Annotated in this window: 11 protein-coding genes; 6 read left to right on the top strand and 5 right to left on the bottom strand. The window is 49.9% G+C overall.

Features of this window, described 5'->3' with window-relative positions; translation table 11 throughout:
- Nucleotides 1-200 precede the first annotated feature (200 nt).
- Complete coding sequence (locus ACFE7X_RS09080) at nt 201-635, bottom strand: single-stranded DNA-binding protein (RefSeq protein ID WP_375435357.1); 435 nt, start codon at nt 633-635, stop codon at nt 201-203.
- Nucleotides 636-716: 81 nt separating this feature from the next.
- Nucleotides 717-1,757: an A/G-specific adenine glycosylase gene (gene mutY / locus ACFE7X_RS09075; RefSeq protein ID WP_375435356.1), complete on the bottom strand. Its 1,041-nt coding sequence runs from the start codon at nt 1,755-1,757 to the stop codon at nt 717-719.
- Between the two features lie 195 nt (nt 1,758-1,952).
- Between mutY and ACFE7X_RS09070 the strand changes: the two genes are divergently transcribed.
- The 3 genes from ACFE7X_RS09070 to ACFE7X_RS09060 all read left to right on the top strand — a co-directional run bounded on the left by ACFE7X_RS09070 (nt 1,953) and on the right by ACFE7X_RS09060 (nt 5,318).
- Nucleotides 1,953-2,309: an HU family DNA-binding protein gene (locus ACFE7X_RS09070; RefSeq protein ID WP_277234808.1), complete on the top strand. Its 357-nt coding sequence runs from the start codon at nt 1,953-1,955 to the stop codon at nt 2,307-2,309.
- Between the two features lie 75 nt (nt 2,310-2,384).
- On the top strand, nt 2,385-3,296 hold the full coding sequence (locus tag ACFE7X_RS09065; RefSeq protein WP_375435355.1) for a tetratricopeptide repeat protein: 912 nt from the start codon (nt 2,385-2,387) through the stop codon (nt 3,294-3,296).
- A gap of 414 nt (nt 3,297-3,710) precedes the next feature.
- Nucleotides 3,711-5,318 carry a ribonuclease E/G gene (locus ACFE7X_RS09060; RefSeq protein WP_375435354.1) on the top strand — a complete coding sequence of 536 codons (1,608 nt, stop codon included), beginning with the start codon at nt 3,711-3,713 and terminating at the stop codon, nt 5,316-5,318.
- A gap of 93 nt (nt 5,319-5,411) precedes the next feature.
- On the opposite strand, the gene ACFE7X_RS09055 is transcribed toward ACFE7X_RS09060, so the two are convergent.
- Entirely contained in the window at nt 5,412-6,077 is a 666-nt protein-coding gene (locus ACFE7X_RS09055; protein ID WP_375435353.1) for a porin family protein, read from the bottom strand.
- Between the two features lie 107 nt (nt 6,078-6,184).
- On the opposite strand from ACFE7X_RS09055, the gene gldB reads away from it, so the two are divergent.
- The gene (gldB, locus tag ACFE7X_RS09050) at nt 6,185-7,201 is read left to right on the top strand and encodes a gliding motility lipoprotein GldB (protein ID WP_375435352.1); all 1,017 of its coding nucleotides are present in this window, start codon (nt 6,185-6,187) and stop codon (nt 7,199-7,201) included.
- Between the two features lie 93 nt (nt 7,202-7,294).
- Nucleotides 7,295-8,494, top strand: a complete 1,200-nt coding sequence (locus ACFE7X_RS09045; RefSeq protein ID WP_375435351.1) for a glycosyltransferase family 4 protein — start codon at nt 7,295-7,297, stop codon at nt 8,492-8,494.
- Nucleotides 8,495-8,539: 45 nt separating this feature from the next.
- On the opposite strand, the gene nth is transcribed toward ACFE7X_RS09045, so the two are convergent.
- Nucleotides 8,540-9,247, bottom strand: coding sequence for an endonuclease III (gene nth / locus ACFE7X_RS09040; protein WP_375435350.1), 708 nt, complete (start codon nt 9,245-9,247; stop codon nt 8,540-8,542).
- Between the two features lie 344 nt (nt 9,248-9,591).
- Nucleotides 9,592-10,227 carry an RNA polymerase sigma factor gene (locus ACFE7X_RS09035; protein ID WP_375435349.1) on the bottom strand — a complete coding sequence of 212 codons (636 nt, stop codon included), beginning with the start codon at nt 10,225-10,227 and terminating at the stop codon, nt 9,592-9,594.
- Between the two features lie 709 nt (nt 10,228-10,936).
- Here ACFE7X_RS09035 and ACFE7X_RS09030 point away from each other — a divergent pair.
- Nucleotides 10,937-12,253, top strand: a complete 1,317-nt coding sequence (locus tag ACFE7X_RS09030) for an MFS transporter (protein ID WP_375435348.1) — start codon at nt 10,937-10,939, stop codon at nt 12,251-12,253.
- The last annotated feature ends 20 nt before the right edge of the window (nt 12,254-12,273 follow it).

Raw genomic sequence — 12,273 nt, 5'->3', positions numbered from 1 at the left:
CCCTACCGCAACAACTACAAGCACAGAAATTCTTCGCCCGGACAAGCTGCTCGCCTTATTTCCTCAATAGTGGAAAGGGAGCTTAAGTGAACTGCCAAGTAGAGGCTCGCTAGTGTAGCATCTTAGACCAAGCCACACTGCTTTAACGCAAAAAGCTCTGGCAAAATGCCAGAGCTTAAAACTGATGCTAAAAAGGAGAATTAGAAAGGCAACTGATCCAGCTCTGGTTCCTGACGGAATGTTTGTGGTGCTTCTACGGCAGCCGTAGTGCCATTGGCCTGCGTCTGTCCATCACCCACTTGCGGACGACCACCGAGCATGGTGATTTCGTCGGCAATGATTTCGGTGATGTAACGGGTCTGATTCTCCTTGTCTTGATACTGACGCGTACGGATTTTACCTTCTATATACACCTGCTGGCCTTTCTTGAGGTACTTCTCGGCCATTTCGGCCAATCCGCGCCATGCCGCTATGTTGTGCCATTCGGTCCGCTCAACGCGGGTACCTTGCTTGTCCTTGTAGTATTCGTTGGTAGCCAGTGTAAAATTGGCTACACTGATTCCACCTTCTAGGTGACGCACCTCAGGATCTTTGCCTAAGTTGCCTACCAAAATTACTTTGTTAATGCCTGCCATTACTTGTGTATGAGAGAGTTAAGGCTTGTATTTGAGTTTAAAGATATTAAAATTCAACCGAATTACCAAATATTTTAGCAATTATTTCCAGCTTTTGTTAAGATAATTAGCAATTACAATGGGCTTGGGTAACCTTTCTGCTTGTGCCATTGTGAAGGCTGCCAATCCTGATGTTTGCAAGGCTGCTGCCGACAACGGTGCGCGCAACCATACGGGGTGAAACTTTGCCTCCACCTTCTGATGACTTAGCACGTGGCGCATGGCCTGAACCGGTTCCTCCGCGCGGTCAGTAGCCATTAAACCACCGAGTGCCTCCACTATATCTAGCAACTCCACGGCCGGCAATTCAGCAGCCGCTTTCTCGGTTAGCGCAAAGTCGTACAGGCCCTCCCAAATGTCCTTTGGGCCGCGTTTCCGCATGTATACTGTATCGGCGTGGCGCAGCACGAGGTAGTGAAAATGGCGCGTACGGCCTGCTTTTGCTTTGCTCTTAACAGGCAGTTCGTTCACCATACCATGCTGGAAAGCATAACACTGGCCCTGTAGCGGACAAAACAGGCAGTCCGGATTGGCGGGTGTGCATTGTATCGCCCCGAACTCCATGATGGCTTGGTTGAACTCGGCGGGAACTGCCGCAGGAATTAGCTGGTCAGCTAGCACTTGAAAAACGCGCCGGCTGGCAGGAGCCGCTATATCCTGCGTGAGGCCAAACACCCGGGCCAGTACCCGGAACACGTTGCCGTCGAGTACTGCCACTTTTTCATCGAAAGCGAAAGAAGCAATAGCTGCCGCCGTGTATTGGCCTACGCCTCTCAATTTTAAGAGTTCGGCATAAGTATCGGGAAAGCGGCCACCGTATTCGTTTGCGACCTGCTGCGCCGTGTGGTGCATGTTGCGGGCGCGGCTATAGTAGCCAAGTCCTTGCCAGTGGCGGAGCACTTCGTCTTCGGGAGCCGCAGCCAACTCTTGCACCGTAGGATAAGTGTTGATATAGGTGAGGTAGTAGGGGAGGCCCTGCTTGACACGGGTTTGTTGCAGAATTACTTCGGACAGCCAGATAGCATACGGGTTGCGGGTATGGCGCCAGGGCAGGTCGCGACGGTGCTGTGGGTACCATTCCAAGAGAGCGGTCGAAAAGTATGGATGAGCAACAGCAGGAGAAGAAGAAGTCAATGTTTTGAGAAAGAATTAGTTGGACGTAAGTAAGGAGATAAATTTCATAGAGGGTACTACTATTGCAAAACCAAAAAAGGGAACTACCTTTGTGGCCCCAATTCGCGAGCAAACAGCCTACCAGGCAAGGGCTTACGTTTGGGATTGGGTAGTAGACCCAGCACATATTTTTCACACCATAGTACACTTACCAGCGTGACTAAAGCAGAAGTAATCGCCGAAATTGCCGACAAGACTGGCATTGAGAAAGCTGACGTTTCGGCTACCGTAGAAGCCTTCTTTAAAGTTGTGAAGGACTCGATGGCTGAGGGCAACAACATCTACGTACGCGGCTTTGGCAGCTTCGTAAACAAGAAACGTGCGAAGAAAGTCGCCCGCAACATCTCAAAAAACACGTCGATTATTATCGACGAACACTTCATCCCGAGCTTCAAGCCGTCGAAGACCTTCATTGGGAAGATCAAAAACAGCAAGAAGATTAAAGCGCTAGCCAACGCTTAAGCGTCATTGTCGTAATATTGCCGGCTGTGCCGCTGGGTGTCCCGTTCAGGAGACCCGGCGGCCTGCTTTTTCCACATGGCCCAACGCACCTTTTCGCATCAGCTTATTCTTCTGGCCCTGGCCATTGCGCTAATAGCAGGCTTGTTTCTGCTGCCAAAAGTGATTGTCAAGCCGAAGGAAGGCAAAGGAGAGCTAGCGCAGGATGCTACCAAAACTGCTACTCGCGACGGGGGTGGACCAAACACCAACGGCTCGAAAGCGGTAGCCTCTTCCGGTGAACAAAAGCAAACGGTGGATGGACCGTCGCTGGAGCAGCCGCATATGACGGTAGCACCCGCTCAGCGTCGTGAACTAAGTGTCCTCTCGGCTAGGTATGCTGCCGAGCGAGACCCTATAGCTAAACTTAGGATAGCTGGGGATCTGGCCGACAAGTACAAAGCAGCGGAGAAGTTTGATAGCGCAGGCTACTTTCTAGAGCAACTAGCGTTAGCCCGGCCAGGAGAGCAAACGTGGAAACGCGCTGCTGATGCTTATTTTGAAGCTTTCAGCTTTGCAACCACGCAGGAACGCCAAAAAACGTTGGGCACTAAGTGTCAAGAGCTTTATGGGAAAGTTTTGAAAAACAATCCCGAAAATCTTGATGCTAAAACCAACTTAGGTATGGCGTTCATGGCCAGCGAAAATCCCGTACAGGGAGTGGTGCTACTGCGCGAAGTGTTGGTAGCCGACCCACGCAATGAGAAGGCCATCTACAATCTGGGCTTGCTCTCAATGCAAAGCAACCAGTATGATAAAGCCGTGGAGCGTTTCCGGGAACTGACCAAGGTCAATCCGGAGAATGTGAACGGACAGTTTTACCTCGGCGTTGCCCTAGCTCAAACCGGAGCGAACGACGACGCTAAGGCTGCCTTTCAAAAGGCAAAAAGTCTGAGCACGGACCCGGGCCTCACGGCCGCGGTGGACGAGCAGCTTCAGAAGCTTCAGTAAACCGCTGGTGGCTGATAGTAGCGTGTTACGGATTGATGAGTGGCTTTTTGTTTTGCCTCTAAATCAGTCTTCTAGCACGCTACCATCAGCCATCGGCAAATAACCATCATCAACCATTTAACCCATCACAACATGCCCTGCGGTAAGAAAAGAAAGCGTCATAAGATTGCCACTCACAAGCGGAAAAAGCGTCTGCGCAAGAACCGTCACAAGAAGAAGTAAGCCTTCGGGGTTTGCTGGCGAGTTTTCTTGCTAGAAAATATCGTCTATCTCTCATTTTGTATCCCCGAGAGTGGCTGTTTATTCGCTTTCCCCGAGGCTTGCAAGGGAAGCCGGTGCTACGTGCACCGGCTTCCCTTTGCCGGTTTGGGGGCCCGCGGGCCATCGATCAGGAGTACCTAACAACCTAATCCATTGAGTAACGAATTAATAATTAATTCTACTCAGGAAGGAGAACGGATTGCCCTGCTCCAGGACAAGCGGCTCATCGAATATCATTTCGACCGCAACGACACCAATTATTCGGTGGGCGACATCTTCCTGGGCACGGTCAAGAAAGTTATGCCCGGTCTGAACGCCGCGTTCATTGACATCGGGTACGAAAAGGATGCGTTTCTGCACTACGGCGACTTGGGAGAGCAATTTCCCTCGCTTAGCAAGTGGGTGCGGGGCGTACAGTCGCAGAAAATTACGGTAGGCGCCCTGAAAGCTTTTGGTCTGGAAGGGCCACTAGATAAAGTAGGGAAGGCGGCCGATATACTCAAGAAGGGCCAGCAGATTGTGGTCCAGATTGTAAAAGAGCCGATATCAACCAAAGGACCACGTCTCTCCACGGATATTTCCATGGCGGGACGCTACTTGGTGTTGGTGCCGTTTTCGAATACCATCAGCGTCTCGAAGAAAATCGTGAGTAAGACGGAGCGGGAACGGCTAAAGCGGCTAATTGCCTCCATCAAGCCCGACAACTTTGGCGTTATTATCCGGACGGTAGCCGAAGGGCGGGAAGTGGCTGAGCTGGACCGCGACATGCAAAGCATGACCAGCAAGTGGGACCAGCTATCTACCGCCTTGCGTACGGCCAAGCCGAACGATAAGGTGTTAGGCGAGTTAGGCCGCACGAGCTCCATGCTGCGTGACATGCTCAACGAGTCGTTTGATGCCATTACGGTGGATACGCCGGCTCGCTACGAGGAAATGCGCGGGTACTTAGAGCAGATTGCGCCGGATAAGATCGGGCTGCTCAAACACTACACCGGAAAAGTGAAGGTGTTTGAGCACCTCGGGATTGAAAAGCAGCTTAAAACGTTGTTTGGCAAAACTGTGACGGTACCAGGCGGTGGCTACTTGGTAATCGAGCACACCGAGGCTTTGCACGTCATTGACGTAAACTCAGGCAACAAGAGCAACCAGGAAAGTGACCAAGAAGCTACAGCTCTCATGGTTAATATGCTGGCTGCTAAAGAAGTGGCGCGGCAGTTGCGGCTGCGCGACATGGGTGGTATCATCGTCGTTGACTTTATTGATATGAAGTCGGCGGAGAGTCGCAAAAAGGTGGAAGATGCGGTGCATAGCATCATGAAGCTGGACAAGGCCCGCTACACCATTCTGCCTATCACCAAGTTCGGGCTACTGCAAATCACGCGGCAACGCGTGCGTCCGGCCGAAAACATTATTACGGGGGAAGCTTGCCCAACTTGTGGCGGCACCGGTAAGATTTCGGCTTCGATTCAGGTGACCGACGAAATCGACAATAGCATTGAGGATTTGTTGGTGACTCAGAATCAGGCGGGAATTACGTTGTACGTGCATCCCTTCCTGCACGCATATTATACCAAGGGTCTGGTATCGAAGCAAATGAAGTGGTATCTGAAGTACTACAAGTGGATTAAAGTAGTGAAAGATACCAGCCTCGGCCTAACCGATTACCGCATTGAGGACGAGCAAGGCGAGGAAATTGAGTTGCATTCTGCTGCTGCTGCTATGGCCCGTCTGCAAGACCGCGAAATTGAAATAACTGACTAACGGAAACGTTCTGCGACGACTCCTCCTGACAGAAGAAAAGCCCGCGTTGCTCGAAGCAACGCGGGCTTTTTCCTATTTTTAAGGTAATACGTTTTAAAACTTAAGACCTAAATCAAGCGCAAATTCGCTGTTCTTAAGCGTCACGTCAGAGAAATTACGTTCGTCCTCGAAGTAGTTATCGATGTTGAGCAGACCCCGATGGTAGCTCAGGCCAGCGAAAACCTTCGTGCTTTGGCCTAGCTGGTATTCGGCCCCAAAGCCTAATAATACGGCCGCGTCGGGAAGAATAACGTAGTCTAGTGCTTTATTTTCCTGGCCAGTGGCGGGGTCAGTGAAACGCTTGTTACCGTCAATCTTGCCGGCAATAGCGCCTCCCAGAGTGCCGCCTAACTGGAAATAAAGTTTTGTATCGGTGGTTACATCGTTGGTAAAAAGCTTTACCGTAACGGGCACTTCTAAATATTGTATCCCAATTTTCTGCTCATAACGCGTAGATCCATCTACGTAGCTGATAGTACCCCCTTTGCCCACCAGTTGCAAGCCGGAACTGAAAGCGTAATTCTGGCCAAAGAAATAATCAACTACGAGCCCCCCCCCAATAGCCACCTTGCTACTTTCATTCACAAAGCCGGATGTTGAAGCTGACTCTGCGCGCAGGTTGGTAATGGAAGGCGAGAGTTTTAGTCCGATTTCAACTTGAGCTGATGCGGCGCCGGCCGAAGCTCCCACAGTTAGTAGTGCTAAAAGCAATTTTTTCATGGACAATCTGAATAAACAGTATGGCTTACTAAAGCGAGGCCGTCTGGCGTTTGGTTTTAGGCTATTTTCGCCTCAAAGATAGAAGTGTGTTCTACAATCCTACTTATATGCGTCCCATTCTTGCTACTCTACTGGGGTTTGTTTTTGTTCTACTTACTGCATGCCGCCGAGACCAAAATGCGTGTGAACTCAACCCAGAAGTAGCTAACGTAAGTGCCCCAGTAGAGTTGGAGCGGTTGGAAAAACCGTTTTTTCAAATCAAAAATGCCACTGATGCCAAGCGCTTTATAACGGAACATCCATTATTTGCCAACCAGTTTTTGCAGCGGCGGCAGTTCCCCGCCGATGATGTGTTGGCCGGTACGCTCACCAAGCTGGCTACCAACGCGGGTTTGCAACAACTCGGCCGCCAAACCGACAGCACCTTTCAGGATTCGGAAAAGCTAAAAAGCAATTTGGAGCGCATGTTTCAGCATATTCGCTACAACTTCAAGGGTTTTCGGGTGCCGCCTGTTAAGACCTTTGTCACAGGCTTAAGCCAGGATATGTTTGTCAATGATAGCCTGATGGTGCTGGGCTTAGACTTTTTTGTGGGCCCAGCTGCCCGGTACCGTCCCAATGTCCCTGACTATATCTTGCGCAGGTACCGGCCCGAGTACGTATTGCCCACTGCCGCGCTGGCTATCAGCAGCAAATACAACAAAAAGGAGCTAACCGATCAGACCATGCTGGCAGATATGATTCAGTTTGGTAAGTCACTCTACTTCGCCGAGCGGGTGCTGCCTTGCACGCCTGATTCCATACTCATTGGCTATACCACTAAAGAGCTAGCCGGCGTGCATTTTAATGAAAGCAAGGTGTGGGCGCATTTTCTGGATAAGAAGCTGCTTTATACCACGGCGCCTTTCGTGATCCAGAAGTATGTGGGGGAGCGGCCCAATATTCCTGAAATCGACAAAACGTGTCCGGGACGGATCGGTGCCTGGGTAGGCTGGCAAATTGTGCGCAAGTACATGGCCAATAACCCAAACGTGACGTTGGCGCAGTTAATGGCCGATAAAAAGGCTCAGCATATTCTCACCGATTCGCGTTATCGGCCCAAGCCGCGCCGTGCTGAGCGGTAAAGATTAAAAATGTAGAGGAATGGAGCAGCAATGTTTCCTTCCTGGGCACACGCTGCTTCATTCCTCTACATTCATGTTTATAATGGTCCTTCAGTGCACATTGCGGTCTTCAGTCAATATCATACCAACCCCGACTGCCCGGCGACGAGTCGGCACTATGCGTTGCTGGCACATATTGCCCGTACGCACCGTGTTACGCTTATTACCACACGCACCTGGGAGCGGCAACGGCTGACGCAAGAGTTTCCATGGCTGCCGGAGGGAGTAGAGATGCACGCCGCCCAGGTGCCTTACCATAACAAGATGGGCGTGCAAAGGCGGGCGTTGGCATTTGGGCAATATGCTGCCTATGCATTGCGTGAAGGAATGCGCATACCTAAACCGGATGTTATTTGGGGAATTAGCACACCCCTAACGGCGGCTTGGGTAGCTGCGCAGGTAGCTCGTTGGCGCCGGGTGCCATGGGTGTTTGAGGTGCAGGATTTATGGCCGGCATTTCCAGTAGCTATGGGGGCTGTGCCCAATAAATGGGCGCAAAAGCAGCTTTTCACTTTGGAAAAAAACTTGTACCAATCGGCTCGTCATATTCTGCCACTGTCGCCGGGTATGACCAGTTACATACGCAACTTGGGAATTTCCGAAGAGAAGTTAACTACTGTACTCAACGGCACCGACCTTGATTTGGCGGCCCGAGCTACTGTTGCTACCGTAGCCGCATTACGTCAGCAGCTTCAATTAGAAGGGCGTCGAGTTATCCTTTATGCAGGTACCTTCGGGCGTGCCAACAATATTCCAATGCTAATAACTGCCGCGGTTACCTTAGCTGCTAGTCGTCCGGAAGTGGTTTGGTTGTTTATGGGCCATGGATACGAGGAGTCTCTGCTGAGAGAAGCTGCCATTACTTACCCGTTTATTCAGCTTGTGCCTTCCCAGCCCCGTCACGCTGTATTCACATGGTTTAAGCTTGCCGATATATCCATAGTGTCGTTCCTGGGAATGCCGGTATTGGATGCAAATTCTCCCGCTAAGCTCTACGACAGCCTAGCAGTAGGCACCCCTGTAGTTGTCACTAATGGTGGTTGGACGCGCGATTTAATACAAGCCAGTGAGTGTGGGTGGTACTCACCAGCCGACAACGCACCTGCTCTGGCGGAACAGTTACGCAAACTGTTTGAGTATCCCGAACAGTTGCAGGCAGCAGGTAGAGCCGGTCAGGAAATGGCTGCCAACACCTTTGATCGGCAGAAAATTGCGGCTACAATGCAACGCATTATAGAGCAAGCTGCCGAATAAATAGTACCTGACTTGCCTGTTGTACTGCTGAAAACTAGTTTTATACTAAGTTATACTAGATGGTGTTTGATTTGTAGTCAATCCAGGTAGTGAGGCAGGTTTTTCAATTGTAGCAACATTAGTAGCGTAATACTTACACCAGCTAGTCAGAGGACAAATAGCACATTTAGGCTGCCGCGCCACACAGATGTAGCGTCCATGCAAAATCAACCAGTGGTGCGCTTTAGGAATCAAAATTTCTGGAATGTGCTTCACCAGAGCTCTCTCTACAGCCAGTGGTGTAGTAGCCGTGCGCGAAACTAGGCCTAGCCGATGCGACACCCGGAATACGTGCGTGTCTACGGCCATAGCCGGTTGGTTGTAGATGACGGACACGACTACGTTGGCTGTTTTGCGTCCTACGCCGGGTAGTCGCTGCAATTCCTCGATACTGCTGGGCACTTCGCCGCCAAACTCTTCGGTTAGCATCTTGCCGAGGCCAGCTAAGTGCTTGGCTTTGTTGTTGGGATATGATACACTCCGAATAAAAGGAAAAATGTCTTCGGCAGTAGCAGCGGCTAGATGAGCTGGGGTTGGAAATTGCTCGACCAATGCGGGCATCACCTGATTTACGCGCTTATCAGTGCACTGTGCACTTAGTACCACGGCTACAATCAGCTCGTAGGGATTGGCGTAACGCAGCTCGGTTTCGGGCTGTGGGAAATTGGTGGTGAAGTATTCTAGAAAGTGGCGGAAACGCTCAGTAGTACGCATGGTAAAGCAACGATGATAGGGCGTATATGCCGAAGAGGTGGATGATTTGCGAAAGGACCCCTTAATCAGCTAAGCATGTAGAATGAAAAACGGAACACCACGAAGTTACCGCATGGCAAGCTTCGTGGTGTTCCGTTTTAAGTTTACTCTGTGTTAACGAGCTTCCTAACTTTCGTTAAGCCGAGCGTAAAAAAGTGCGGGAGTATTGCAAAATAGTCTCGGTGCTTCGCTGTCGCGGCTTACAAGCTAGCGCATCAAGCGCACGCTGTGTCACGAGTAGATCGGCACAGGCAACGGCCAATTCAGGGTCGTGCGCCAAGGCTTGTTCTACCTCATGCTGCTCATCAGCTGGCAATTCGTTGTACACGTACCGGAGCAGTTTCTCGTTGGGTAAGGTTTTGATCATAGAGAGTTGGTTGTACGGCCATCTTCTTCCGAAGGTTGATCAGCGCATAACGCATCCTCCCCAGCGCAGTGTTGATACTAACTCCCGTCGCGTCGGCAATTTCCTGGAAGCTCATATCGCCGTAATGACGCATAACAAGTACTTCCTTCTGGGCCGCTGGCAAGTCCTGTATCAGTTCACGGAGCCGGGCGTAGGTTTCTTCCCGGGTCAGAGCAGCTTCTACACCTTCTTCGGCATGCGAGAGGGTATTGAATGCGTGGCTCGTCGTATCGAGGTTGAGCAGCGGGCTGCGCTTCTCGCGACGGAAAAAATCAATGGCCAGGTTGTGAGCAATTCGGCAGATCCAGGAAGAGAATTTACCCTCTTCGTTGTATCGACCACTTTTCATGGTGTGAATAGCCTTGATAAAGGTATCCTGCAGCAGGTCATCGGCTACGTCTTCATCGCGCACAATCAACATGATTGTGGTGAAGACGCGGGCTTTATGACGTTCGAGCAATTGCGCGAAGGCTTCTTCTTTGCCGGCAATATATAGTGAAATCAGAGCGGAGTCGCTCGGCTGCATGGTTTCCATAAAGGCTACGAATAAGGGAACGTAGAGCTTCAAACCATATTGCGTGATTGCCGGTGAATTTTCTAAAATGAGTAGAGGATGAAGATTTCCTTCTGTACCAAATGTAGAGAACTGCCGGGGCAAACACAATGCCTAACTAGTGTTAGTAGAAAATATTTTTTCATAATATGAAACCTTATTATATAAAATATGAAATCAATTATGTTTTGTTGCATTAGATTAATTCTTTTCAATTAACATCTTGGGTTAACACAAGCGCATATATTAAATTATCCTAATTGTTTGTAACAAGCTAGAAACAGCTGCCTTGCTAAACGATCTATCTGTTAATGTGTAGTATAAGCAATATTTAATGCTTTGCTACTTGTACCTGCTAGACAGTTAAAGTGTATTAGATAGCAGAAATCCTGCTCTAATATGAAGTTTGAATAATTATTGATTTGATGGAAGATTCGCATTTAAGCTTTGTATTAGCAACGCCCAAAAAAGTCAGTAAGCAAGGTTGTGTCAAGGCAACAAAATATATTTTGCTTGTTTAGTCAGTTGCCACTCATTTACTATGTACCTGAACTGCCTGCGCTTGACGGTCAACTGGAAGAGTCTTGTTGGAGTGAGGTAGTGGAACTACTTGATGGCTAAACTCGGAAAGGTGGAACTCATTTTGATGGCTAGCCCTACCTTTAGATCTTTTATTGCTCGTTAGTGTTCCATGCCTACCGCTTCTGCTACTCCGCGCCATGACCCTTACGCGGCCTTGCGCTTACCAGAGTTCCGCCGCTTTATTTCAGCTCGCGCGTGTATGACGCTAGCCACCCAAGTACAAGGAGTAGCTGTGAGTTGGCAGATGTTCAAACTAACGGGTGATCCGCTAGCCTTGGGCCTAATTGGTTTGGCCGAAGCCATTCCTAGTATTGTGGTGTCGCTCTATGCTGGGCACCTTGCCGATTCGGTGCGTCGTAAGAATATTATCGTCGCCATGGTAGCAGTGTTGCTGCTGTGCTCGATAGCACTGTGGCTGTTGGCGAGTCCAATGGGTCTGCCACTATTAACTGCCGGGATTAATTTCCAAGTACCATTAGCTGGCCTTGTCGTATTGAAAGCACTGCCACTCTACGCTGTGATATTTGTTAGTGGCGTAGCAAGAGGATTCTTAGGGCCGGCTGTATTTTCGTTTATGCCGCAGCTCATGCCAGCTCGCGAACATCTTGCCAACGCTATTACTTGGAACAGTACCACTTGGCAGACTGCAGCGGTAGTGGGACCGGCTGTTGGCGGTTTGTTGTTTGCGCACTTTGGAATGTCGGTTGCTTATGGCGTCGATATTATTCTGATGGCTCTTTCGCTGCTTCTGTTTATTAGCATTGCCGGGCGGCCGCTACCTGCGACAGAAGGCGAAAAGCTTAATCTGAAAGAAAGCGTCTTGAGTGGAATGCAATTTATTTTTCAAAACCAACTGGTATTGGCTGCTCTTTCGCTTGATCTTTTTGCCGTGCTGTTTGGCGGAGCAGTAGCCTTACTTCCTGTTTTTGCCGATAAAATTCTGCTAGTAGGTCCCGAGGGGTTAGGCTATCTGCGAGCCGCTCCGGCAATAGGCTCGGTGCTAATGGCTGTATCGTTGACATATTTTCCGCTGCGTCGGCAAGCGGGTCTTAAATTGCTGTGGGCAGTGGCTGGGTTTGGTTTAGCGACTATATTGTTCGCTTTGTCAAGTAGCTTCTGGCTGTCGCTGTTCCTGTTGTTTATGACAGGTGTCTTCGATTCTGTCTCAGTAATCGTGCGCTCGACCCTAATTCATACGTATACGCCAGAATATATGAAGGGCCGAGTGTCGGCTGTTAACAACATATTTATTGGGTCTTCCAATGAAATTGGCGCTTTCGAGTCGGGAGTAGCTGCGCGGTTGTTAGGCGTAGTGCAGTCGGTAGTGTTCGGAGGAGCTATGACGCTGCTGGTAGTAGGCATCACGGCATGGCGAGCAGATAAGCTGCGACGCCTTGACTTAACCCCAGAGCCGGTGAAGGCATAGATTCATTTATACAGTGAACT

This window comes from uncultured Hymenobacter sp. (assembly GCF_964242765.1).
Classification (GTDB): Bacteria; Bacteroidota; Bacteroidia; order Cytophagales; family Hymenobacteraceae; genus Hymenobacter.
This window is presented reverse-complemented; position numbering and strand designations above follow the sequence as displayed.

Bases quoted from the DNA above. Each gene is read 5' to 3' on its own strand.
- ACFE7X_RS09080 (WP_375435357.1), bottom strand. From the start codon at position 635: ATGGCAGGCATTAACAAAGTAATTTTGGTAGGCAACTTAGGCAAAGAT.
- ACFE7X_RS09065 (WP_375435355.1), top strand. From the start codon at position 2,385: ATGGCCCAACGCACCTTTTCGCATCAGCTTATTCTTCTGGCCCTGGCC.
- ACFE7X_RS09055 (WP_375435353.1), bottom strand. From the start codon at position 6,077: ATGAAAAAATTGCTTTTAGCACTACTAACTGTGGGAGCTTCGGCCGGC.
- gldB (WP_375435352.1), top strand. From the start codon at position 6,185: ATGCGTCCCATTCTTGCTACTCTACTGGGGTTTGTTTTTGTTCTACTT.
- nth (WP_375435350.1), bottom strand. From the start codon at position 9,247: ATGCGTACTACTGAGCGTTTCCGCCACTTTCTAGAATACTTCACCACC.
- ACFE7X_RS09035 (WP_375435349.1), bottom strand. From the start codon at position 10,227: ATGGAAACCATGCAGCCGAGCGACTCCGCTCTGATTTCACTATATATT.
- ACFE7X_RS09030 (WP_375435348.1), top strand. From the start codon at position 10,937: ATGCCTACCGCTTCTGCTACTCCGCGCCATGACCCTTACGCGGCCTTG.